This window comes from Thermodesulfobacteriota bacterium (genome assembly GCA_040757775.1).
Lineage (GTDB): Bacteria > Desulfobacterota > UBA8473 > UBA8473 > UBA8473 > UBA8473.
Window position 1 is genome coordinate 1 of record JBFLWQ010000019.1, and the last position, 24046, is coordinate 24046.

Below are 24046 nucleotides of genomic sequence, written 5' to 3' on the forward strand. Positions count from 1 at the left end.
GTAGTTTTTCCAACACAACTTTACTAAAAACCGCCGAGCTATATTCTCAGTCTTTACGGTATGTTCGAATGACTTTATGTCCATGACACCATTATATTATGGTGCCAAATCTTTTACAATCACCTAATAAAAACTCCAACGATTAATAAAAAAGGGATTGTTTTATATATCAAGTTTCCCTGCTTCCAATAAGTCTATTGTGCCTGACCCATCATCAAAAAATTATATCATTTTCGACAGCCTTGCGCTACCAAAAGAATTCCTTCGTCCATATCAACTCCTGCTCCCCTCCCCTTCACCGTTGATTATCTCCTAACTATTTGTATTTTTTATTCTACTGTTTCTCGCGATCGAACTCATGGACCGGTACGGTCGGGGTTTCGGCGCTGACACTTATGCGCGCTGTATGGTCAGCCTTCCAGCCCACAGGACAGGCTGAGATACACGCGTTGCACATGGATGGGCCGCCCTGGTACTGCAGGACCATCCACAGAGTCCATAACTTCGGCCCAAAAAGGACCTTGTCTCGCTTATCAGGGTCTTTTTCTTTCATAGCCTCCCGAATGAGTCTGATGATACCAAGAAGCCCAAACCGGCCATAACCCTGGAGACACTTGTTGACGTCCATACCATCTGAAGAAAGGGCATACTCGGGACATTTCTCGATGCAAATATTGCAGTCTCTCCCGGGACAGACCTCTCCTGACACCATGGGGTCGGCAGCAAGTTCGGCGGTGGTGATGACTGACATTAACCAGACTCGAGGGCCAAACCGGGGAGTAATTAAGAGGCGATTGAGGCCTATTTGACCAAGACCGGCCAGTTCGGCGGCATGCCTGTGTGAGAAGTCGGCAAAGACGAGCCTGCCGACCGGTCCGCTGTCCTGAGGCGCGGTAGAGGGAAAGTTTATGGTTGGGTATCCTTTGTCTTCAAGGAAACGACACATTTCGTATCCGATATCCTGGTAATGCAGGCGAAGTTGGCTGTAGCGCAGGATGTAAACCCTAGGGTTGGGTGACAGAAAAGTCGAGTCAAGCATCCGGCCAGCCATGACGATGACGCTTCTGGCTCCGGGTAAAAGCTCCTCAGGCCGGTGGCCGGCCGGAGCCTCGGCGAACCTCTCGACACTGGCGACACCGACCAGATCCGTGCCTAATTGTTGTAATGCAAACTCCTTTATCTCACGCGTAAGCCCGTGGTCAATCATATTCAACCTCCTTTTAGGGTTTAAACCGAATATAGTCACCTTCAAAGACATGCACTTTATTAAACCGAACAGTCATCTCTCTTAGACTCTCCATCAACTTACTTTTTGACCACTGCCCTACTAAGTATCCCCTCAAGTACATTAATTTTCTCTTGTTAATTAAGTATTGTGTCCCCAGAATTATATCAATACCCTGCGGCAGAATTCGCAGGGTATCCACAATTAGAAATGTACTTATATCCCTGGCAATAAAGTTTGTTTCAGTTCAAATGTTAATAGTATTTTTTTCAGGAATTATTTCATCTAAAACATTTTTTAAGGAATCCCAAATTAGATCATAAATAATTCCATATGATTTTTGAGATGAACCATACCTGCTAGCACCATTTTCTGAGTTATCTTTATGCCAGAAATCGCACTCAAAATAATCCGATACATTTTCATGAGAAAATAACTTTAGAAACATATCTCCAGTAATATTTTTTGCAGCCCAAAGTGTAGGTAATAACTTTGCAAATACTTTATTTAGTACAAAAATACCTGGAGTTTTTAATATTAAATAATCTTTTGGAGTCACAAACGCTTCTGGACAAAGGGTTTTTATCGCACTCCACATATTCATCAGTCCTTTGGCAGCTTGTTTTTCATCTCTTAAATAGCTTTTGTAAACATCCACTAAAGGTTTTAAAGAACTAGTAGCAGAAACTTGATTTAATGGCATTGACCCTTTTTCACCGGGGCGTTTTATTAAATGATATAAAGGGGATTCGGGGGTATCAGCTAGATAATCTATAATTCTTACAGCATCGCTTTTCCACATATCAATTGGGAGGTCTTGAGTTGCAATATTTTCTCTACCCTCTTTCTGCTCAAGTATCAAAAAAATACGTTCTGCTAAATCAGTTTTTACTCCTTTTTGCATTTTGTTAATGATTAAAAACTGTTTTGCTTCAAACTCTTTTTCAGAATTCATTAAAGCTATGGGGATATCGATTTCCCGAATCATAGGAAACTCATCCGCTAACTCTTTCATTCCCTCAAACCTATGTTGGCCATCAACAATCCACCAATTTAAATTATCAGGGACATTTAAATACCCGTCTTCTTCTGAGATGTTATTTTCACGAATATTAACAAATAAATTAACTGGAGAAGTACCGCCTTTTCTCATGAAGTGTCCAAATTTCCTTGCTCTATTTTTTTGTGCTTCTCTTTGGTACCCTTCAGGATTTTTAGGTGATTGCTGATCGACTATAGCTTTACCTAAGATTTCTTTAAATTTAACTTTACACAACCAAAATTTTGTTCCTCCCTGATCAAATGCTAAACATGGAATTTTCATTTCCTACCTCCTAAAAGTTATTTAGCTACAATGTAGTTTAAATAATTATAAGTTTACAAGATCTAAATGTCAAGATCTTTTTTAATAGATCTTAAATATTTGATCTTTGTTTTAAGATCTATAAAAATAGCCGCTATTTTGCTTAACGTATTGCCAATCCTATCTATGAAATTCAACTATTATTGTTGAAACAATACCGAAAATGGTATTTGGCAATGACCTGAAAAGATTTGACCCCCCTCTATGATTCTGTTAGACTTCAAACTTGATGGCTTCGTAAAGAGTCCATCAAATTAGAATACCGATATGATGGGTTTATTGTTTATAGTAAACATATTATGAGTTCAGACAAATTAATAATAATCGGCGGCGGGCTGGCAGGCTGCGAGGCTGCATGGCAGGCAGCAAAGAGAGGGGTTGATGTAATCCTTTATGAAATGAAACCAAAAGTCTTTTCCCCTGCCCATGTCTCCGAAGATTTGGGTGAGCTTGTATGCAGTAATTCCCTTCGCTCAAGCTCCCTTGAAAATGCCTCCGGGCTTCTTAAAGAAGAGATGCGGAGGATGGATTCTCTCATTATCAGGGCTGCCGATGAAACCAGTGTCCCGGCTGGAAGTGCCCTAGCTGTAGACAGACAGGGGTTTTCAAGGTTTATCACCCAGGTCTTGGAAAAAATGGATAATGTTGAGGTTATTCGTGAAGAAGTTTTTAAAATCCCGGAGGATATCCTTGTAATTATTGCAACAGGTCCCCTTACATCTGAAACCCTTGGAGATGAGATAAAAAAGCTGACGGGGGAGGATTGCCTGTATTTTTATGACGCCATAGCCCCCATAGTTGAGGCAGATTCTATAAACTTCGATATCGTTTACAGAAGCTCCAGATACGGGAAGGGCGGAGATGACTATATAAACTGCCCAATGACAAAAGAGGAATACTATAAATTCATCGATGCCCTGATGGAAGCGGAGAAGGTTCCCACCAGAGATTTTGAAAAGATGGTTCCTTTTGAAGGGTGCATGCCCATAGAGCAGGCTATGGAGAGGGGGAAAGATACATTGCTCTTCGGACCAATGAAACCGGTTGGTTTGATAAACCCCGGAACCGGTGAGATACCCTATGCCGTGGTACAGCTAAGGCAGGATAACAGTTACGGAACCCTTTATAATATGGTGGGATTTCAGACAAAGCTTAAGTGGAATGAACAAAAGAGGATATTCCGTATGATACCCGGGCTGGAACAGGCAGAATTTGCACGGTTAGGGAGCCTTCATCGTAATACCTTCATCAATTCCAGAAAGTTACTGACTGCTTCTCTTCAATTAAAAAAGAAACCATCAGTGTTTTTTGCCGGTCAGATCACAGGCGTAGAGGGATATGTAGAGTCTTCTGCTATGGGGCTGCTGGCTGGAATCAATGCCAGTCGATTGATTTGTAAACTCCCATTAATCTCCCCTCCCCTGACCACAACTATGGGTGCACTTGTAAACTATATCACCGAAACAAGTGACAGAGATTTTCAACCGATGAATATCAACTTTGGACTGTTACCGCCTCTTGGAGAAAAGGTAAAGAAGGGGTTGAGAAGAGGGATGATAGCAGAAAGAGCCCTTGCTGATCTGGAGGAATGGAAAAGGGATCTGGAAAAATAAAACAGGCTGTTGCCCAAGGAACTCTTTTTTGGACAACAGCCTGTTTCAGGGTATAGATTCAAATTAGTTAAACATCAGGAGATGCCCTTCATAGCCTTCATTTCAGCAACCGTTTTTGCAACACTTTCCGCAGACTTCTTAACTGCTGCCTTTTCTTCATCACTTAATGAAAGCTCGACAATCTTCTCGATGCCGTTGGCACCAAGAATGGTGGGAACGCCGAAGCAGATGTCCTTCAGCCCATATTCGCCCTCCAGGTATGCACAGCTCGGAATCAGCCTTCTTTTGTCTTTCAGGATGGCTTCGGCCATGGTGACGGCGCCAAGAGACGGTGCATAGAAGGCGCTTCCGGTCTTAAGAAGCGCTACGATTTCCCCACCTCCTTTCTTCGTCCTGTCCACAAGTTTGTCGATCTTTTCTTTGGAAAGGAATTCGGTTATCGGGATGCCATTGATTGTAGAATATCTCGGAAGGGGAACCATATCATCGCCATGGCCGCCCAACAGCATGACTCTGATATCTTCTACGGAAATGTTCAACTCCATGCCGATGAAACTCTGAAAACGGGTGCAGTCGAGAGCGCCTGCCTGTCCCATGACCCTATTCTTCGGGAACTTGCTGGTTTTCAGAGCAAGGTAGGTCATTGTGTCCAGGGGATTGCTCACGACGATAATGATACAATTCGGTGAGTATTTGGCAACGTTCTCTGTCACCGAGCCAATGATGTCCGCGTTGATTTTCAGCAAATCCTCCCTGCTCATGCCGGGCTTCCGGGCAATACCCGATGTGATGATAACCACATCAGAATTTTTTGTCTCTTCATAACCGTTCGTTCCGATGATATTCGCGTCAAATCCTTCCATCGGGGCGGCTTCCATGAGATCCAAAGCCTTTCCCTGGGGCATCCCTTCAACAATGTCCACAAGAACGATGTCGCCCAACTCCTTGATGGCTGCCCAATGTGCAGCCGTTGCACCCACATTACCAGCTCCTACAATAGTTATTTTCTTCCTTGCCATTTTGTTAATCCTCCTTTAACAGGTTTAACTTGATAATTCCCTGTAATTTGCTACAAGGTCTCCTTGTGTCATTCTCTGGCTTGACCAGAGAATCCAGTTTCTTTGTTTCTGAATTCCCCGATCAAGTCGGGGAATGACGATATGCTCTGTATAATTTTTTGGATACCCCGCAGCTTGCTGCGGGGAGGTTCATTTAGATCGTAAGTTTTAAAAAGATATTTTTTAAAGCCTTAAAAATTGCTTTTGCTCCTACATATTTTCTATTACTGCCGATCCAAATTCAGAGCACTTAAGCCTTGTAGCTCCTTCCATCAACTTCTCCAGATCATAGGTTACCGTTCTCTCTAAAATAGTCCTTTCCAAAGCCTTAACTACAATGTCTGCCGCCTCCTTCCAACCCATATACTCCAGCATCATTACCCCTGATAAAATAAGAGAGGTGGGATTAACCTTGTCCTGTCCGGCATACTTGGGGGCTGTTCCGTGTGTGGCCTCAAATAGGGCATAAGGAGCCCCTATATTTGCACCAGGTGCGATGCCTAATCCTCCTATCTGGGCAGCGAGGAGGTCAGATATATAGTCACCGTTTAAGTTTGGGAGCGCCAGGACATCGTATTCCTCAGGCCGAATCAAAACCTGTTGAAACATTGAATCTGCTATCCTGTCTTTAATGATTATTTTATCCTGAGGGTATTTTCCATGGTAATGTTCCAATAGCTGGTCTTCAGTAATGGTTTTATCTCCAAACTCTTCTCTGGCAACCTCGTAACCCCAGTCTTTAAATCCTCCTTCAGTGAATTTCATGATATTGCCTTTATGAACCAGGGTAACGCTTTTTCTCTTGTTTCCTATGGCATATCTTATCGCCATCCTCACCAGCCGTTTTGTCCCTGATATACTCATTGGCTTTATGCCGATACCAGAATCGTCTTTGATTTCTACATTCATTTGCCTCTTAAGGAAATCTATGACCTTTCTGCACTCGGGGGTATTCACCTGCCACTCAATACCGGAATAAACATCTTCCGTATTTTCCCTGAACACAATTATATCTATCTTCTCAGGGTGCTTAACAGGGCTTGGGATGCCAGGGAAATACCTTACAGGTCTGATACAGGCAAAGAGGTCCAGCTTTTGTCTGAGTGCAACATTAATACTCCTTATACCACCACCGACAGGGGTTGTAAGGGGCCCTTTTATGGCTATCACATGGGTTTCGATTGCCCTGACAGTATCTGCCGGCAACCATTCTCCATACCCTTCTCTTGCTTTCTCCCCGGCATAGACCTCATACCAGTGAATCTTTTTCCTCCCTCCATATGCCCTGGCAACAGCAGCCTCAAGTACCTTTGAAGAAGCAGCCCATATATCAGGCCCAACTCCATCCCCCTCAATAAAGGGAATTATAGGGTCATCCGGTACTTTGAGAGACCCGTCAGGGTTTACTGAAATCCTGCTCCCTTTCATTCCTCATCTTCTACTTTGGTTAGTTCTTCAAACCTTATGTCCACTCCAAGTACCCCCGCTATGTTATCCTTTTTATCTCTTATAGGGGCTGAAACGGTAAGACAGAGTGCCCTGGTAATATACGATTTATATAGATCCGTTATATATATCTTTCCATCTTTTAAAGGCCCGATAAACCATTCCCTGTTTGAGAAGTTCTCGTTCAAACCGAAAGACTCATATTTTGCTCTGTCCACTACCTGGGTTATATTCCTTGTAATCTTTCTCCCCTCCATATCAGTTACATAAACAAACTGGATAAAGGGGTTTTCCTCTACCAGCTTTTTCATCAAAGGTTCTTGTAACTCAGGTCTCATGGATCTCATCTCAGGAGCTTCTATAATATCCTCAATCAAATGGGCAGCGAGTTCATGAGCTCTAATCTTCAATCTGTCAAATTTAGAGACGAAGAATTCCGGCAAATATTTTCTAGCCTGTTTATCCATCTCTTCATGGGAAATACTTGTAACCCTTCCATTATCGTATTGGCCGATTACCCATTTATGCATCTTTGCGATCCCCGGATGTCGCTTATCAACCTTGTTATCTTCTTTCAGCCTCATATGTGTGTTAATCCAATGAGCAATACCTGCCGTACCTGATTTATCCGATATTGTTATCCCCGGAGGTCTGTTTAGAATCTTTGTAGTATCGAATATATTATATATCTCTTCATTTTTTAGGGCTCCATCAGCGTGAATTCCAGCTTGTGTTGTATTGAAATCCGACCCAACAAAAGGATAGTTTGCAGGGATATGTACACCAGTCTCCCTTTCAAGATATTTTGCAATCTCAGTAATGACAGGTGTGTCTATCCCGTTATTATGACCCTTTAAAGCGATATATTCAATTATAAGGCCTTCAATAGGCGGATTCCCTGTTCTTTCTCCAAACCCCAGCAGGGCTCCATTGGCTCCAGAACATCCGTATAACCATGCGGTCGTAGCGTTAATATGTACCTTGTGGAAATCGTTATGACCATGCCATTCCAGTAAACTTCCTGGGACACCTGCATCATCAATCATGGCACGGACGAGTTTGTCTACGCTCCTTGGTAAGGCGGCACCAGGATAGGTAACACCATAACCCATGGTATCACAGAGTCTTATCTTGATATCTATTTTGCTTTCTTCCCTGAGCTTCATCAGCTCTATCGCAAACGGGACACAAAATCCGTAAACATCTGCCCGGGTTATATCCTCAAAATGGCATCTGGGTATTATTCCCATATCAAGGGCATTGGAGACAACCCTTAGGTAATCGTCCATTGCCTCTTTTCTGGTTTTGTTAAACTTCAGGAATATATGATAATCAGAAACAGAGGTCAATATGCCTGTCTCTTTCAGATGCATCTCTTTCACAAGTTCCAAATCTCCCTTAGATGCCCTGATCCATCCTGTGATTTCTGGAAATTCAAACCCCATCTCCAAACATTTATTTAGAGCTTCTCTGTCTCTATTGCTGTACAGGAAGAACTCTGTTTGTCGTATGATCCCTTTAGGACCACCCAGCCTGTGTAACATTTCAAAGAGGTCTGCAACCTGTTTTGGAGAATAAGGAGGTCTTGCCTGCTGTCCATCCCGGAAAGTCGTATCAGTAATAAATATATCTTCAACAGGACAAATAGGTATTATCTTATTGTCAAACTCTATTCTGGATACTTCGTCATAAGGAAAGATTTCTCTGAACAGATTAGGTTCTGTTACATCTTCGATCTTGAATCTTGGAGGTATTTTCCTCTTATCCCAAATAGTCATTTAAGTCTTCCTTATTATCTCAGGTATTGTCAAAAGTAGGGGCGAATGGCCGTTCGTCCCTACTGGTATATTATTGGCAATATGTTTAACTTACCACATATTAAAATGCATTGCAAGAAAGTTGGTAGTTTAAATCCCTTATTCTGTAATTGCTGGTTTCTTTAGATAAAAAGATAACACCATACCTATTAGTGATATGCCTCCGGCTACCAGGAAGGGTATAGTAAAAGAATGGGTTATATCTGCCAGATAGCCCCCCAGAGCTGGGCCCAGAGCCTGTCCAATACCGAAGAAGAGAGTAATGAATCCCAGTCCTGCCGGTGCTAATCGAGGCCCCACATAATCACCTGCAGCCGCAGCCATGATGGTTGGAATACTCCATGCTGTAAGCCCAAACATGACTGCAGAGAGATAAAAACCGATTTCGATCTTTAACAGTCCATAGATAATATAGGAAAGACTAAGAATCAGATATGCCAGGGCTGCTCCACGATTGCGGCCGAGGTAATCTGATATGCTTCCCCATATTACCCCGCAAAAGACACTCAAGCCTCCAACCAGTGCCCATAGTGTGCCTGCCCATTCCTGTGAAAAACTCATCTCCTTGACCAGGTAGGCAGCAAAGAAAATCATATATATTATGTATGACAAACCATAAAAGAAGTAAACTATACCCAGATGCCAGATAGCCCCTACTTTGTAAATCTTTGCCCACTCAAAAGATGAAACACCTCCTTTCTCATCTGTACCAATTGGCGGCAACCCCTTTTCGTCGGGGTGACTGCGTACAAATAGAAAGACCACACCGGAAAGCAATAGCACGACACTGCCCAGGATATACCAGGAAAAACGCCAGCCATCAGGTCGATATGCAGTTAAAATAAGGGGAACTACCATGCCAGATATCAGGGTGCCTATTCCGATCCCACCTGAGATAACCCCTGTAGCAAAACCCCTTCTCTTTATTGTAAACCAGGCTGATCCGAGTGCCATAGCCGGAACATAAGCAGCACCATTGCCAATGCCGGTCAGAAGTCGCATGGCAAATGCGAAACCGAATGATTGGGCAAAGCCAGTCAGTATCATGGTACAACCCATCAGTATTAGTGCAATGGTAATCACAATTCGTGTCCCAAACCTGGCTGCCAAAAACCCACCGACAATAGCCATGGCTAGATAACCAATAAAATTGCCTGTACCCAGGAGTCCCAGTTGGGTATAGTCAAACTTGAGACCATCCTTCATCGCGGGTAAAATAATGGTATAGGCCATACGCCCAAACCCGTGAGCAGCAATGGTAGTAAAGAGTCCCATTAATATAACAATCCAGCCATAGTGAAGTTTCGTCTTTCTCATTTTGCTATCCCTTTGGTCATCCGGCTAATTGTACTTTTCAGGCAACCCTTTAATTCGTTTTTGCTCTGTTAGGATATCTAAGTTCGAAGTCTAACAGAATAAGGGAAACGGGTCAAATCTTTTCAGGTTGTTCTACAAATGAGGGATACAGAATAATATCGTCCCACTTTAGACTTTTGATCAAGTTTTTTTATAGAGATTTATAGAAAAAGGGGGGGTACCATGTCCCCTCCCTTTTCCAAACCTAAAAAGATTATCCCTTGCATTTTGATATTACTTGTTATATAAAAATTGGGTTTGCTTCATCTATGGTTGTGCTTACAAAGAAAAATTTTTAGTGGGAACTTAATTATAAGGATATACATATGAAGTATTGGCGGAAACCACTGGATTATGAAGATATTAAGATACCCAGGGGTAAGGTGTCTATTATTGAAGACCGCTGTAAGGGCTGTTCCTTCTGTGTGGAGTATTGTCCCCGGAACGTCCTGGAGATGTCCGAGCATTTTAATAAAAAGGGCTATCACCCCCCCTATGTTAAAAATCCGGAAGATTGCGTTAACTGCAATTTTTGTGAGGTGATATGCCCGGAGTTTGCCATATATGTTGAAAAACTGGAAGAATAAAGGAGATATAGGTTTTGAAAGGTACTGAACACTTCATTATGGGCGATGAGGCATGTGCGGAAGCCGCCATTGCCTGCGGATGCAGATTCTTTGCTGGTTATCCTATAACACCGGCTACAGAGATTGCTGAAAGGATGGCAAAAAGGCTACCCCAGGTTGGAGGCGTTTATATCCAGATGGAAGATGAGATGGCTTCCATGGCTGCTGTGCTGGGAGCATCATGGGGAGGACTCAAGTCCATGACATCCACTTCTGGGCCAGGATTTAGCCTCATGATGGAAAATATAGGTCTTGGTATCGTTATGGAGGTACCCTGTGTTGTGGTGAACGTTCAAAGGGCAGGACCATCAACAGGTCTCCCTACCCTATGTGCCCAGGGAGACATGATGCAGGCCAGATGGGGCTCTCACGGGCACTATGAGATAATTGCCCTGAGCGCCAGCTCACCACAGGAGCTATTCGATGTAACAATAAAGGCTTTCAATCTCTCCGAAAAATATCGCCTTCCGGTTTTGATAATGACCGATGAGGTAGTGGGACATATGGCAGAAAAGGTCATTATCCCACCGCCCAACCGGATTGAAATCTATCCCCGTCGGATAACGAAGCTCCCTCCGCAAGAATACCTGCCATACCTTCCTGATAAAGATATGGTCGCTCCTATGGTAGGAATCGGTGAAGGATACCACATACACTCTACAGGCTTAACACACGATAAAAAGGGATACCCTGTTATAACCGCTCCTGTTCAGAAGGAGATGATAGACAGGCTGGTCTATAAGATCCGAAACAATGTGGATGATATAGTTGAATATCAGGAAATTGAGACAGCAGATGCTGAAATAATCATTGTTGCCTATGGAATATCGGTACGACCTGCACTAAAGGCTTTAGAACTGGCAAGAGAGAAAGGAATCAAGTGCGGAATGTTGAAACTGACTACCATATGGCCATTTGCCGAGAAAAAGATTACAGAATTGGCCTCTCAGGTTAAAGGATTTGTTGTGCCTGAGATAAATTATGGCCAGATATCTCTGGAAGTGGAACGATGTTCGGCAGGCCATGCAAAAACTATTCTGGTAAGCCATGCAGGCGGAGCCATTTTTAATCCCAATGAAATCCTTGAGGCGGTTGATAAATTATGAAAAAACAGGGGGCTGAAGAGTTGAATGGAATGCCGGGAAGGCACCCTTTGAGTTCTCTCCTGCGAGAGGACAGGATGCCCCACATCTGGTGTCCTGGCTGTGATATCGGAACGGTATTTTCAAGCTGTCTTACTGCCATTCATGAATCAAAGATAGACTATAACAATTTTGCCATGGTATCTGGAATAGGTTGTACGGGAAGGGCTGCCGGGTATATCAAGCTCGATTCTTTTCACACCACCCATGGACGGGCAATACCCTTTGCCACCGGTCTTAAAATAGCCAAACCCAAAATGAAGATAATTGTCTTCAGCGGTGATGGAGACCTCTTTACCATAGGGGGAAATCATTTTATTCATGCCGCTCGCAGAAACATTGATTTGACAGTTATATGCGTCAATAATTTTACGTATGGGATGACAGGTGGACAGGTAGCCTCTACCACCCCCTTTAATTCCAGAACAAGTACAACCCCACAGGGAAACTTTGAAAAGCCATTTAACCTGCCCTATATGGCGGCTGCTGCTGGCGCTGTTTACATTTCCAGATGGACTACCCTGCACGTAAGACGTCTTACCAGCTCTATTATGGAGGCTTTTAATAAGAAAGGTTTCTCTTTTATCGAGGTAGTGTCATCGTGTCCTACCTCTTTTGGCAGAAAAAATAAACTGGGGTCACCCCTTGATATAATACAGCATTTTCACAAAATCAGTGTAATCAAGAACGGAATACATCCCAAGGATGCCAACCTGGACATAACCAAGGAAATTGTGGTTGGCAAATTTGTAGATATGGAAGCACCGACCTTCTTTGAGCTATTAGAAAAAATATACCCTCCTGAAACAGAGAAAGGGGCATGACTGTGACCGCAAAGATTTACCAAGAGATTATTATCAGTGGATTCGGAGGACAGGGCATCGTCCTGAATGGCAGTATACTGGGTAAGGCAGCGGCTATATATGACAAAATAAATGCTACTTTTGTGCAATCATATGGACCTGAAGCCAGAGGAGGTGCCTGTTCGGCACAGGTAATTGTCTCTGATACTGTTATCTCCTATCCTTATGTTCATGAGCCCATGATATTAATCGCCATGTCACAGGAAGGTTATGAAAGCAATATTGATTCCATTAAGGATGGAGGTATACTTTTAACAGATTCAGATTTAGTGAAGCAAAGGGATGTGGAAAAAAGATATCTATCATACTCCATTCCGTCCAACCGTATTGCTGAGAAGATGGGAAATAAAATGATGGCCAATATAGTGATGCTGGGATTCCTGGCATCCTTCTCCAATGTTGTTACTACCGAGTCTCTGAAGAAGGCGATTCTTGATTCTGTTCCAAAGGGAACTGAAGAGAAAAATTTAGAGGCATTTGAGGCTGGATATGAGTATGGAAGCAAAGAGAAGCAGGGGTAGATTTACATGACCACAGAAAGCTATGGCGCCCTGATAATAGGGAGTAAAATTGAATCTCTTAAGGCTGCCTATGATTTGGCAACCATCGGGCATAGGGTCCTTTTAATAGAAGAGGAAGAAAAACTACAGGCATCCCTCGAAGACACAGAGATACTACCTTCAGGGGTCAGATCATGGTATGCTATCCACCCCTTGCTTATGGCGGTACGTAACCACCCCCTTGTTGATATAGTCACACTATCAGTCGTTGATGAGATTCGGCACTCCAAAGAAGGGTTCTCTGCATTTATCCGCAATAAACCCTATTATATAGATACAGAACTATGTTGCTTTTGCGGCCGTTGCAGAGAAATATGTCCTGTAGAATTGCCCGGATCTTTAAAAAAGGCTGTAGATTGTATCTCGGAGAGAGGGATCCCCAGAACCTTTTTTATAGATAAACGCAAAAACCCACCATGTCAGAATGCCTGCCCACTTGGAATCAATATCCAGGGGTATGTGGCACTTATCGCCAGTGGGGAGTTCAGAGAAGCCCTGAACCTGATAAAAGAAAGGGTTCCCCTTGCGGGAATCCTTGGCAGAATATGTCATCATCCCTGTGAGAGTCAGTGCCGAAGAAATGAGATAGATGAACCTCTTGCCATATGTTCATTGAAAAGGTTTGTGGCAGATTATGAACTGGAGAACCTGCGCCATGATTCAAGTATCCCTGAACCCAAAGAAAGGTATCAGGAAAAAATAGCTATTATCGGTTCAGGACCTGCTGGACTGATGGCTGCCTGGGAGCTAACCAGATTGGGATATAAGGTCGCCATATTTGAGACCCTTCCAGTGGCAGGTGGAATGCTGCGCACGGTTATTGCGGGTTATCGTTTGCCCCAATCCATTCTGGATAATGAAATTAATACTTTAAAAGAGATGGGGATAGAGATAATTACTAACTGCCCCATCGGCAAAGATAAGAACATTGGTAATCTCTTCGGTGAAGGATTTAAGGCAATTTTAATTGCTACCGGAGCAGATGTTAATAAGAAGCTGGGACTTGGTGGTGAAGATCTGACAGGTGTTTATAATTCTATACCCTTTTTAAAAAGGATAAACCTTGGTGAAAGGCCCTCTATTGGGAAAAAGGCAGTTATAATCGGCGGAGGTAATGCTGCTCTGGAATCTGCCAGAACTGTGCTACGTCTGGGAGCCGATGAGGTAAATATCCTCTACCGACGCACCAGCGAAGAGATGCCAGGAGACAGAAATGAACTCTTGCTGACTATGGAAGAGGGAATAAAGATCAATTATCTTGTGACACCCATAAGGTTTATTGGGAAAGATGGCCGACTGACAGGGGTCAAATGCATACATATGGACCTTGGGGAAATAGAACCCGATGGAAGAAGAAGACCGGTCCCCAAAAAAGGTTCTGAATTTATATTGGATGCCGATACTGCAATTGTGGCAATTGGGCAGGAACCTGAACTCTCTTTTATTCCCGAAGAAAGTCCCATAAGGATATCACGACACAGTACTATTAAAACAAACCGGGACTACCACACGGAACAGGAAGGGGTATTTGCTGCAGGGGACGTTGTTACCGGTTCGGCTACTGTAGTAGAGGCTATGGGGGCCGCGAAAAAAGCGGCGTTAGCTATCCATCGCTATCTCAGGGGAAAACCCTGGCGGGAAACAGAAGATCAGGATGAAACAAGGGGAGACTATGAACCTGTAGACCCTAATACCCCCCGTGCTTTCAGACCACTTATGCCTATTAGAGGAATAAAGGAGAGAAGGGATAACTTTGGGGAAGTAGAGCTTGGTTATACTAAAGAACAGGCTATCCAGGAAGCAAAGCGTTGTTTACAATGCGGGATATGCAGCGAATGTAAACAGTGTGAAATAGTATGTCAGAATGTAGGGGCTGTAAATCATTCAGGGATAAAAAAACACACTGAATACCGTTTTCAGGTAGTAGTCTCTCCCAGACCTCTGGCGGAAAGATTTGTATCGGTTTTGCCCGAAGAAAGGATATTTTGTGAAAGTGAATTCGGTGAAGGGAGAAGGCTGGAAGAATCCCTTCTTCTGGGGGCAGCACTGGCTGGCAGGGCTGCAGCATTTCTGACTTATCAGATGGAGGTAATCCCAAAAGACTCGAAAAAACTACCTTCTTTATACAAAGAGGGGGTAAAAAGCGGGCTCTTTATATGTTCCTGTAATGAAAGTTTGGGCAATCCAGACGTAATGAAGGAGCTGGCAAAATTTGGAGCCGGTTTTGATGAGGTGGTTCACAGCGAGGTTTTACCCTCAGCCTGCCATCCAGATGGTGCAAGAATCCTGGCTGAGACCATAGAGGGAAAAGGAATTACCAGGGTAGTTCTGGCTGCCTGTTCCTGCTGTACCCTGGATATGATATGTACTGCCTGTAATGACCAGCGTCTGCGCTGCAAGGGAAATCTTTTTAATAAACAGGGACTCGATCCCTCTATATTTGAAATGATCAACTTAAAGAATTTCATGGCTACCAGGCGCAATATGGACTTACAGGGCGTACTTGAAGGTGGGAAAAACATGATAGAATGCGCCCTGTCCAGGGTAAAATTTCAGGAAAAACTACCTGGTCAATACGGAGTCCTGACAAAGACTGTAGCCGTAATAGGAGTGACACCAGAGGGGTTAACAGCAGGACTCGATCTGGAAAAGATGGGATACCAGGTTTATCTGGTAGATGAGAGAGACCCCCTGCCTGACAAAAATATTTCTGGAGAAGATAAACTTTACGCCTCCATAACCGAGGATATTTGGGAAAGGATCAATTCAGGGAGTATTGTTTATTTGCCAGGGCTCCAAATGAAAGCCTTAGAGGGTCATCTTGGAAATTTCAGGATTGAATTTCTCGGTACTGATCACTCCCATCTGAGGGTATCGGCTATACTATTTTCAGGCGTTGAATTAAAAAAGGTCCCTTTAACCGGCAATCTATTAAGAAAAGGGTTCGCCCGCAGAACCCTTCCCGGATTTCATAGTTTTTCTCCCTGGAGCACGGGGATCCCTGGCATCTTCAAGATGATGGTCCCCCCGAAAAACTCGTTTAATAAAAAAGGGCTGCCTGGAACCGCTGCAGCAGCAGAAGTGGCAGCCCTTTTGCGAAAGTCGGAGATCAGGGCTAAAAACATAGTGTCACAAGTGGATCAGGACAGATGTCGGGGCTGTGGTCACTGTCTTGATGCATGTCCCTTTGCAGCTATAGAGATGGTGGGGGATACTATAGAGGATAGAAAGTCAAGCATTATTGAAATGCATTGTCAGGGCTGCGGCACCTGCCTTTCAGTGTGCCCTACAGGGGCAGTAGATACTGTTTACAAGTCTGAAAAACAGATAGAAGAATTGATTGAAGTAATGTTAAGATGAAACATAAAACCAAGTTTTCACCCCCACCCTCCCCTCCCCCTTCAAGGGGGAGGGTTTGGGAGGGGGTAAAAAAAGGAAATCCCTATACTATCAAGGTGTTGGCCTTCTTGTGTAATTGGGCTCCATGGTCATGCTATACTGGTATGGGGGAATTGGGGATACCTATCCCAGGAGAAGTCAATGTTATAAGGGTTATGTGTGCCGGTCGTGTTAACACTGCTCTTCTACTGAAGGCATTTGAAAAAGGGGCAGACGGGGTTTTAATTGCAGGGTGCAGGATAGACAACTGCCAGAATGGGACCGGACCAGAAATGGCTTTGAAAAACATTGATCATACCTACGAGATATTGAACCTGCTGGGATTAAAAAAAGAGAGGCTTCAGTTTAAGTATTATTTAGCCCATGAATCTGAGAAACTCTCTTCTGACTTACATGAGTTTGTAGAACGGATAGAGGGTTTGGGTCAAACTCCAATCTCTGGAAAATGAGAGCTGGATAACGGACAACGGATAACGGTGAAATGTCTGATCCTATGAAAAGCCTGACTTTACTTATAAAAGAATCAAGTATCTACCAGTGTCTGGATTGCGGTAAATGTACTGGTGCCTGTCCAATAGCGGAAACAGGAAAAGACTTTTCTCCAAGACTCGCTGCGAGTAAAGTAATAGAAAAGGGTGATAACGATCCTTATGTACAGGAATTTATCTGGGCTTGTCTGACCTGTGGCAGGTGTGATTACAGATGCCCTTCAGGGGTTAAATTTTCGGATTTTGTACGGATGCTGAGGGGGCGTTGGATTGATTCAGGGAAATCCGGCATTTACAGCCACGGTGGGGCAATGCTTTCATTAATGAGGATGATGTCATCACCTGGTATAAGGCAGAATCGGGCAGGTTTCCTTCCCGCGGGAATAAAGACTCAATCCAGAGGTAAGGTTCTCTACTTCGTTGGCTGCTTACCATATTTCGATGTGTTTTTTAAAAATCTTGATATAGATACAGTTCAGATAGCCAGAGATTCTCTGAAAATTCTTAACCGTTGCGATATTGAGCCGGTTGTGCTGGACAATGAAAGGTGTTGCGGACATGACCTCTTTTGGGCAGGAGACCAAAAGGGTTTTGCCAGACTTGCAAAAGAGAGCTATGAGGAGATTAAAGACCATGGAGTAGAGGAAATTATCACCTCCTGTCCGGAGTGTCTTTACACGTTCAAAGAAATATTCCCTAAAGTACTGCCAAACTTTGACCTCAGGGCAACTCATATTTATGAATTAATTGACAAGGGGCTAAACAGCGGAAACAACAATCTCAAGCTCAAACCCCTGCCCCTGGAGGTCACTTTTAAGGATTCGTGCCGGCTGAGTTATTACAGAGATGTCTCCCAGATATTCAGGAAGCTGGTAAGACAAATTCCACAATTAAACATCAAAGAAACACCCAACTCAGAAATAGGGAACATCTGCTGCGGAACATCTGCATGGGTAGGCTGCGGGGAACATTCCAAAAAGATACAGATAAAACGTCTTAAGGAGACAATTGCTACGGGAAGTCAGTTATTGGTGAGTTCTTGTCCTAAATGCATGATACACCTCCAATGTACTATGAATGATTTTGGTTATAATGAAGTATTAGAAATAAAGGATGTCGTGTCGCTTTTTGCAGACGCACTGGAGTAGTAGAACATCCCTTTAACAGGAGTATTTTAAATGTCTGAAATTTCAAGTTCAAATGATAAATTGAGGATCGGTGTTTACGTCTGTCACTGCGGCTTAAACATCGCAGGTACCATTGATTGTGAGGCTGTAGCTAGCTTTGCAGAAGGGCTGGCGGATGTGGTAGTCGGGAGAGACAACCAGTACCTCTGTTCAGAACCGGGTCAGCAGCTGATTCAGGATGACATCAAAGAACACCATTTAAACAGGATAGTGGTGGCATCCTGTTCCCCCAGACTGCATGAGCCTACCTTCAGGAGGGCATGTTTAGAAGCAGGGTTAAACCCCTATCTGATGGAAATGGCTAATCTCAGAGAACAGTGCAGCTGGGTACATACCAACCAGCCTATAGAGGCCACTGAGAAGGCAAAGGACCTTGTTAAAATGGCGGTTTCCAGGGCACGTAAACTCCAGCCTCAGGAGGAAATGAAGGTTCCGATCATTAAATCTACGCTGGTTATAGGAGGAGGAGTAGCCGGTATACAGGCAGCTTTAGACCTGGCAGACAGCGGTTATCAGGTATTTCTGGTGGAGAAAAAACCCAGCATAGGGGGGATTATGGCGCAACTGGATAAAACATTCCCTACTATGGATTGCTCCATCTGAATTTTGGGACCTAAGATGATGGATGTCGGTCGACATCCCGGGATTAAGATGCTTACCCTCAGTGAAGTAACATCCATCAGTGGTTATGTAGGAAATTTCAACGTAAAGGTACTTAAAAAGGCCCGACTGGTGGACGAAAAGGAATGTACGGCATGCGGTGACTGCACCAGAGAGTGCCCTGTTGTCAATCCTGACGAATTTGAAATGGGACTAAGTTCCCGAAAAGCAATATATCTGCCTTTCCCTCAGGCAGTTCCTTCTACCTACATTGTCAACCGGGAAGAATGCCTGGGCAGTGATCCTATTATCTGCGGAAAGTGCATAAAGCTCTGTGAAAAGGGTTGCATTGATTTCGATATGAAGGATGAAGAAATCGAATTCAAGGTAGGTACAATCGTCGTTGCTACGGGGATGGATGTATACGATCCTTCTGAGATGGACGAATATGGATATACACGTTATGAAAACGTTATTACCAGTATGGAATTCGAAAGGCTTATCAATGCCGGAGGTCCTACAAAGGGAGAGGTCATCCGGCTAACCGACCGCAAGGTACCTCAATCGATTGCCTTTATTCAATGCGTTGGCTCCCGCTCTGTTGATAAAGGAGGAACCTATTGCAGCAACATCTGCTGTATGAACACCGTTAAAGATACCCTGATGCTAAAGGAGCACTACCACGAAATAGACTTAAAGGTATTCTATCTTGACATAAGAGCGTTTGGCAAAGGTTTTGAGGATCTTTTCAGAAGGAGTAAAGGGGAAGGGGTCCGCTATATTCGAGGGCTTCCGGGGCAGATAAAGGAAGACCCCCATACCAAGAATCTTATTCTGTCAGTGGAAAATACCGCAACCAATAAGCTGGAAGAACACGAGGTTGAGATGGTGGTACTGTCTTTGGGGGTAAAGCCCGGTGAGGATGTTAAAAGGAACCAGGAGATGTTAGCCCTCCAGAGAACCTCGGATGGATTTTATCTCGAGGCACACCCCAAACTCCAGCCAGTGGATTCCGCTACGAAGGGAATATTCTTTGCCGGATGTACAGAAAGTCCTAAAGACATTAAGGATTCAGTGACTCAGGCTTCGGCCTCGGCTGCCCGGGCAATGCGACTGATGAACAGTGGAGAAATAACGGTAGAAGCGATAACCGCTGAGGTGCTTAAAGACGAATGTAAAATCTGCGGGATATGTGTCAATGTATGTCCTTATAATGCCATTACAATGGATAAGGACAATAAGATACCAGCTCAGGTTACTCAGGCTGCCTGCTCAGGATGTGGCACCTGTGCTGCAGAGTGCCCAACCGATGCCATCTACATGAGGCATTTCACTGACACACAGATAGAAGAACAGATTGATTCATTGCTGGAGGAAAAACCGGCGGAAAAGATTCTGGTCTTTGCCTGCAATTGGTGTTCCTATGCAGGTGCGGACTTTGCCGGTGTATCTCGTTTGCAATACCCTTCCAATGTCCGTCTCATTCGTACTATGTGCAGCGGGAGAGTAGATAAAAAATTTATCTGGCGGGCATTTGAAAAAGGTGCTCCGGTGGTACTGGTCTCTGGCTGTCACTTTGGGGACTGTCACTACATCGATGCCAACCACTGGACCAAGAAAAGGATAGAGAAGATCTGGAAAAAGATGGAGAAATTAGGCATCCGCCCAGAAAGATTGCAACTTGAATGGATCAGTGCAGCGGAAGGGGCCCGTTTTTCTAATATCATGAAAAAAATGGAAGAATTACGAGATGGTGTCACACCTGAGGAGATAGAAGATACGAGGAAGATACTTCAAAAAGAGGACGATGACATTTATTTTTCAGTGTGAACTGATTAATGGAGTGGCATATGCCGTACAATGTCAAACTCAAGGTATTCGAGGGCCCTTTAGATCTCTTGTTGTATCTGATTAAAAAGAATGAAGTAGACATATATGACATACCCATTGCATCCATAACTGCCCAGTACCTTGAATACATGGACATCATGAAGACCTTAAATCTGGATATCGCCGGTGAGTTTCTCGTAATGGCAGCAACCCTCATGCATATCAAATCCAGGATGCTCCTGCCTCCAGCAGAAGATGAAAGGGAAGAGTTGGAGGGAGAAGAAGATCCACGGGCTGAGCTGGTAAGACGGCTCATAGAATATCAGAGATTCAAAGATACCGCTAATAAACTGATGAGCTATGAAATCTTAGACAGAGATGTATTTACCAGAGGCTTAGCCAGTGAGGCTTCAGAAGGAAACGAAAAAGACCTGAACGAAATAACTATTATTGAATTGATAGAGGCATTTAAAAGGGTTTTAAAAGAAGAGCCTCCAGAAAAATTTTTCTATGTTGCTATTGAAAAGATGTCGGTTAATGACAAGATAACAGAGATCATTGAAACAATGAAGAACACAGGACACATTGTTTTTCACTCTCTATTCACAGGGATCGCCGACAAACACGAAATAATACTTACTTTTCTCGCCTTGCTTGAACTCATAAGGCTTAAGGTAGTAAGGGTCATACAGGCAACACCCTTCGGCACCATTAGAATTTGCCCTATAAATTTAGAGCTTCCAAAAGGCATTGGTATCTGAGAGCGCAAAGTATAAATAACATGGACAAAAAACAGATAAAATCTATTATAGAGAGTCTGATATTTGCCTCCGATGCCCCTATCTCCATTAATAAAATCAATGAAATCGTTGACGGACCAGACAGGAAAAACCTGAAGGGTTTGATAGCGGAATTGATGGAAGAATACCAGACAATGAACAGGGGTTTCTCATTAAAAGAAGTTGCAGGCGGATATCAATTCCGGACAAAACCAGAACATTCGGAGTGGATCAGGCAGTTGAAGAAAGGAATGACCCCAAAACTAAGCCAGGCAGCCATGGAAACCCTCGCTATCATTGCATATAAACAGCCAATCACTCGTTCTGAAATTGAATATGTCAGGGGTGTTGATGTGGGAGGAATTTTAAGATCCCTTATGGATAAGAAATTAATCAGAATCTTAGGAAAAAAGCAAGTGCCAGGGAGACCTCTGATCTATGGAACGTCTAAAAGGTTTCTGGAAGTATTCGCACTAAAAGACCTGGCAAGTCTTCCAACCTTACAAGAGATTGAAGAAGTGTGATGGATTCGTAAGTCAAAAATCAGACGGCACAGTAAAAAGCTCCAGATGCAAGGCGCGCAAATCCTGAGGAGTGAGGCGTACTTAGGGGTACGCTGCAACGACGAGGGATACAGCGCAACGCCGCAGATGGACTTTTTACAAAGCCGTCAAGTGTAAATCAGAGAAAGATATGAAAGAGCGGCTTCAAAAGATTATTGCAAAGGCTGGCTTAGCTTCACGCCGGCAGGGAGAAAATCTTATTAGAGACGGTATGGTGACGGTTAACGGGATAGTCACAACTGAGCTAGGTATTAAGGTTGATCCCGCTGAAGACAGCATCGAAGTTAATGGCAAGCCAATAAGCAATCTGGAACCAAAGATTTATATAATGCTTAACAAACCTAAAGGATATGTTACAACGCTGAAGGATCCTCAAAAAAGACCCATAGTTAGCAACCTTATAAAAGACATAAAATCAAGGGTTTTCCCTGTTGGAAGACTGGACTATGATACCGAAGGTTTACTCCTCTTAACTAACGATGGTGATCTAACTCAAAGGTTGCTCCATCCGAAGAATAAAGTACTAAAGACATATCTGGTTGAAACCGATGGAATATTAACCTCCAGGGAAATCAATAAACTTGAATCCGGGATTGAACTAAGCGATGGGTTTACCGCACCTGCTAAATTGAAGCTTGCAAAAAAGGTAAAAGATAAAAGTTGGTGGGAAATCAGTATCCACGAGGGGAAAAAGAGACAGATTAAGAGAATGTTTGAAAGCATAGGGCATTCGATTTATGAATTACATAGAATAAAATTTGGCCCCTTAGAATTAGGAAAACTGCAACCTGGGAAATATCGCTTTTTAACTGATCAAGAGCTAAGAGAACTAGTTGGCTCCGCCTGACGAATCAACTTTTTATCTTGACAACTATCGGCATCTCTGGTAGGAAACTAAAGTTTGCCTGTAACGAGTCTTCTGAAAACTGATTTTGAAGAGAGAAGAGACACCTTTCTAGCAACCCAGATTAATGGAGTCTTCCTATGAAAAAAAGGTACCTACTGGCACCCGGGCCTACGCCAATCCCATCAAAGACACTACTCGATATGGCAGAACCAATAATTCATCATCGGGGACCAGAATTCAGCAGTATACTTGGTGAAATAAGAGAGGGACTGAAATACCTTTTTCAGACCAAGAACGAAGTGTTGATATTTTCATCCTCTGGAACTGGAGCAATGGAAGGTACAGTATCCAATATGCTTTCCAAAGGGGACAGGGCACTGGTAGTGAATGGCGGCAAGTTTGGCGAACGATGGATTGATATATGCCAGGCTTATGGAGTGGATGTTGAAACCATTGACGTTCCGTGGGGAGAAGCTGTAGATCCGGGTATAGTGAATAACATACTTGATCAAAACAGCTCTATAAAAGCGGTCTTCATCCAGGCGTGTGAAACCTCTACAGGTGTTGTCCATCCTTTAAGAGAAGTCGCAGAGACAGTCAAAGATAAAGAGAATACCCTTATCATTGTGGATGCCATTTCAGCACTGGGCGCCCTTGACATCCCTACTGACAGATGGGGTCTGGATGTAGTAGTTGCAGGTTCTCAAAAGGCATTGATGCTTCCTCCAGGGCTTGCCTTTGCCAGTGTGAGCAACAAGGGATGGAGGTTTGCTGAAAGCTCGAATCTCCCCAAGTATTATTTTAATTTTAAAAAAGAGCTAACATCTCTATCTAAAAATCAAAACGCATATACCCCGGCAGTTTCATTGCTTATAGGATTAAGAGAATCTCTAAAACAGATAAAAGAAGAGGGGTTAGAGAATATTTTTGCCAGACATGAGAAGCTGGCTAAGGCAACAAGGGCAGCCATGACTGCTCTGGGGCTCCAGTTATATGCTCCAACAGCTCCCAGCAACGCTGTAACGGCCATCCTGGCACCCCATAGCATTAATGGTTCGGATGTTGTAAAAGTCATGAGGGAGAAATACGGGATTACCATCGCCGGGGGACAGGGCAATGCAAAGGGAAAGATATTCAGGATTGCACACCTGGGATATATGGATCAATTCGATGTCATAACAGCGGTATCTGCCCTGGAGATGACCCTTCATGAATTGGGCTATAATGTGGAACTGGGGAAAGGGATTAGGGCTGCCTTAGAAGTACTCAAAGATTAGGTTTATG

Annotated in this window: 19 protein-coding genes; 13 read left to right on the forward strand and 6 right to left on the reverse strand. The window is 43.6% G+C overall.

The genetic code is table 11. The features are described from left to right. Nucleotides 1-334: 334 nt before the first annotated feature. Together AB1401_11365 and AB1401_11370 are read right to left on the reverse strand one after the other, a co-directional pair. Nucleotides 335-1207: a hypothetical protein gene (locus AB1401_11365; protein ID MEW6616047.1), complete on the reverse strand. Its 873-nt coding sequence runs from the start codon at nucleotides 1205-1207 to the stop codon at nucleotides 335-337. 265 nt (nucleotides 1208-1472) lie between these two features. After that, nucleotides 1473-2549 (reverse strand): DGQHR domain-containing protein, encoded by a 1077-nt coding sequence (locus AB1401_11370; protein ID MEW6616048.1) that lies wholly within the window; start codon nucleotides 2547-2549, stop codon nucleotides 1473-1475. Between the two features lie 338 nt (nucleotides 2550-2887). On the opposite strand from AB1401_11370, the gene trmFO reads away from it, so the two are divergent. Continuing rightward, nucleotides 2888-4201: a methylenetetrahydrofolate--tRNA-(uracil(54)-C(5))-methyltransferase (FADH(2)-oxidizing) TrmFO gene (trmFO, locus tag AB1401_11375; protein MEW6616049.1), complete on the forward strand. Its 1314-nt coding sequence runs from the start codon at nucleotides 2888-2890 to the stop codon at nucleotides 4199-4201. A gap of 74 nt (nucleotides 4202-4275) precedes the next feature. Here the strand turns inward: trmFO and mdh are convergent, their stop codons facing one another. The 4 genes from mdh to AB1401_11395 all read right to left on the reverse strand — a co-directional run bounded on the left by mdh (nucleotide 4276) and on the right by AB1401_11395 (nucleotide 9839). Beyond that, nucleotides 4276-5220 carry a malate dehydrogenase gene (gene mdh / locus AB1401_11380; GenBank protein ID MEW6616050.1) on the reverse strand — a complete coding sequence of 315 codons (945 nt, stop codon included), beginning with the start codon at nucleotides 5218-5220 and terminating at the stop codon, nucleotides 4276-4278. Nucleotides 5221-5469: 249 nt separating this feature from the next. Then, nucleotides 5470-6687, reverse strand: a complete 1218-nt coding sequence (gene icd / locus AB1401_11385; protein MEW6616051.1) for an isocitrate dehydrogenase (NADP(+)) — start codon at nucleotides 6685-6687, stop codon at nucleotides 5470-5472. Next, nucleotides 6684-8483, reverse strand: a complete 1800-nt coding sequence (locus AB1401_11390) for a cache domain-containing protein (protein MEW6616052.1) — start codon at nucleotides 8481-8483, stop codon at nucleotides 6684-6686. The genes icd and AB1401_11390 overlap by 4 nt, the downstream gene beginning before the upstream one ends. A 138-nt stretch (nucleotides 8484-8621) precedes the next feature. Then, complete coding sequence (locus AB1401_11395) at nucleotides 8622-9839, reverse strand: MFS transporter (protein MEW6616053.1); 1218 nt, start codon at nucleotides 9837-9839, stop codon at nucleotides 8622-8624. A 365-nt stretch (nucleotides 9840-10204) separates the two neighbouring features. Here AB1401_11395 and AB1401_11400 point away from each other — a divergent pair, with 365 nt between their 5' ends. The 12 genes from AB1401_11400 to AB1401_11455 all read left to right on the forward strand — a co-directional run bounded on the left by AB1401_11400 (nucleotide 10205) and on the right by AB1401_11455 (nucleotide 24039). Further along, nucleotides 10205-10465, forward strand: a complete 261-nt coding sequence (locus AB1401_11400; protein MEW6616054.1) for a 4Fe-4S dicluster domain-containing protein — start codon at nucleotides 10205-10207, stop codon at nucleotides 10463-10465. A 14-nt stretch (nucleotides 10466-10479) separates the two neighbouring features. Continuing rightward, nucleotides 10480-11610, forward strand: coding sequence for a 2-oxoacid:acceptor oxidoreductase subunit alpha (locus AB1401_11405; GenBank protein ID MEW6616055.1), 1131 nt, complete (start codon nucleotides 10480-10482; stop codon nucleotides 11608-11610). Further along, complete coding sequence (locus AB1401_11410; GenBank protein MEW6616056.1) at nucleotides 11607-12470, forward strand: thiamine pyrophosphate-dependent enzyme; 864 nt, start codon at nucleotides 11607-11609, stop codon at nucleotides 12468-12470. Before AB1401_11405 ends, AB1401_11410 begins: the two co-directional genes overlap by 4 nt. 2 nt (nucleotides 12471-12472) lie before the next feature. Continuing rightward, nucleotides 12473-13030, forward strand: coding sequence for a 2-oxoacid:acceptor oxidoreductase family protein (locus AB1401_11415; GenBank protein MEW6616057.1), 558 nt, complete (start codon nucleotides 12473-12475; stop codon nucleotides 13028-13030). A 6-nt stretch (nucleotides 13031-13036) separates the two neighbouring features. Then, entirely contained in the window at nucleotides 13037-16429 is a 3393-nt protein-coding gene (locus AB1401_11420) for an FAD-dependent oxidoreductase (GenBank protein MEW6616058.1), read from the forward strand. Between the two features lie 107 nt (nucleotides 16430-16536). Then, entirely contained in the window at nucleotides 16537-16917 is a 381-nt protein-coding gene (locus AB1401_11425) for a hydrogenase iron-sulfur subunit (protein ID MEW6616059.1), read from the forward strand. A gap of 32 nt (nucleotides 16918-16949) precedes the next feature. Beyond that, nucleotides 16950-18104, forward strand: coding sequence for a (Fe-S)-binding protein (locus tag AB1401_11430; GenBank protein ID MEW6616060.1), 1155 nt, complete (start codon nucleotides 16950-16952; stop codon nucleotides 18102-18104). A gap of 30 nt (nucleotides 18105-18134) precedes the next feature. Then, entirely contained in the window at nucleotides 18135-20573 is a 2439-nt protein-coding gene (gene hdrA2, locus AB1401_11435) for a CoB-CoM heterodisulfide reductase HdrA2 (protein ID MEW6616061.1), read from the forward strand. A 20-nt stretch (nucleotides 20574-20593) separates the two neighbouring features. Further along, nucleotides 20594-21334: a segregation/condensation protein A gene (locus AB1401_11440; GenBank protein MEW6616062.1), complete on the forward strand. Its 741-nt coding sequence runs from the start codon at nucleotides 20594-20596 to the stop codon at nucleotides 21332-21334. 20 nt (nucleotides 21335-21354) lie between these two features. Beyond that, nucleotides 21355-21876 (forward strand): SMC-Scp complex subunit ScpB, encoded by a 522-nt coding sequence (scpB, locus tag AB1401_11445; GenBank protein ID MEW6616063.1) that lies wholly within the window; start codon nucleotides 21355-21357, stop codon nucleotides 21874-21876. 169 nt (nucleotides 21877-22045) lie between these two features. Next, entirely contained in the window at nucleotides 22046-22762 is a 717-nt protein-coding gene (locus AB1401_11450) for a pseudouridine synthase (protein MEW6616064.1), read from the forward strand. 137 nt (nucleotides 22763-22899) lie between these two features. Further along, nucleotides 22900-24039 (forward strand): alanine--glyoxylate aminotransferase family protein, encoded by a 1140-nt coding sequence (locus AB1401_11455; GenBank protein ID MEW6616065.1) that lies wholly within the window; start codon nucleotides 22900-22902, stop codon nucleotides 24037-24039. The last annotated feature ends 7 nt before the right edge of the window (nucleotides 24040-24046 follow it).

Coding starts and splice junctions, on each gene's coding strand:
- AB1401_11365 (MEW6616047.1), bottom strand. CDS start 1,207: ATGATTGACCACGGGCTTACGCGTGAGATAAAGGAGTTTGCATTACAA.
- AB1401_11370 (MEW6616048.1), bottom strand. CDS start 2,549: ATGAAAATTCCATGTTTAGCATTTGATCAGGGAGGAACAAAATTTTGG.
- trmFO (MEW6616049.1), top strand. CDS start 2,888: ATGAGTTCAGACAAATTAATAATAATCGGCGGCGGGCTGGCAGGCTGC.
- mdh (MEW6616050.1), bottom strand. CDS start 5,220: ATGGCAAGGAAGAAAATAACTATTGTAGGAGCTGGTAATGTGGGTGCA.
- icd (MEW6616051.1), bottom strand. CDS start 6,687: ATGAAAGGGAGCAGGATTTCAGTAAACCCTGACGGGTCTCTCAAAGTA.
- AB1401_11390 (MEW6616052.1), bottom strand. CDS start 8,483: ATGACTATTTGGGATAAGAGGAAAATACCTCCAAGATTCAAGATCGAA.
- AB1401_11395 (MEW6616053.1), bottom strand. CDS start 9,839: ATGAGAAAGACGAAACTTCACTATGGCTGGATTGTTATATTAATGGGA.
- AB1401_11400 (MEW6616054.1), top strand. CDS start 10,205: ATGAAGTATTGGCGGAAACCACTGGATTATGAAGATATTAAGATACCC.
- AB1401_11410 (MEW6616056.1), top strand. CDS start 11,607: ATGAAAAAACAGGGGGCTGAAGAGTTGAATGGAATGCCGGGAAGGCAC.
- AB1401_11420 (MEW6616058.1), top strand. CDS start 13,037: ATGACCACAGAAAGCTATGGCGCCCTGATAATAGGGAGTAAAATTGAA.
- AB1401_11430 (MEW6616060.1), top strand. CDS start 16,950: ATGTCTGATCCTATGAAAAGCCTGACTTTACTTATAAAAGAATCAAGT.
- AB1401_11440 (MEW6616062.1), top strand. CDS start 20,594: ATGCCGTACAATGTCAAACTCAAGGTATTCGAGGGCCCTTTAGATCTC.
- scpB (MEW6616063.1), top strand. CDS start 21,355: ATGGACAAAAAACAGATAAAATCTATTATAGAGAGTCTGATATTTGCC.
- AB1401_11450 (MEW6616064.1), top strand. CDS start 22,046: ATGAAAGAGCGGCTTCAAAAGATTATTGCAAAGGCTGGCTTAGCTTCA.
- AB1401_11455 (MEW6616065.1), top strand. CDS start 22,900: ATGAAAAAAAGGTACCTACTGGCACCCGGGCCTACGCCAATCCCATCA.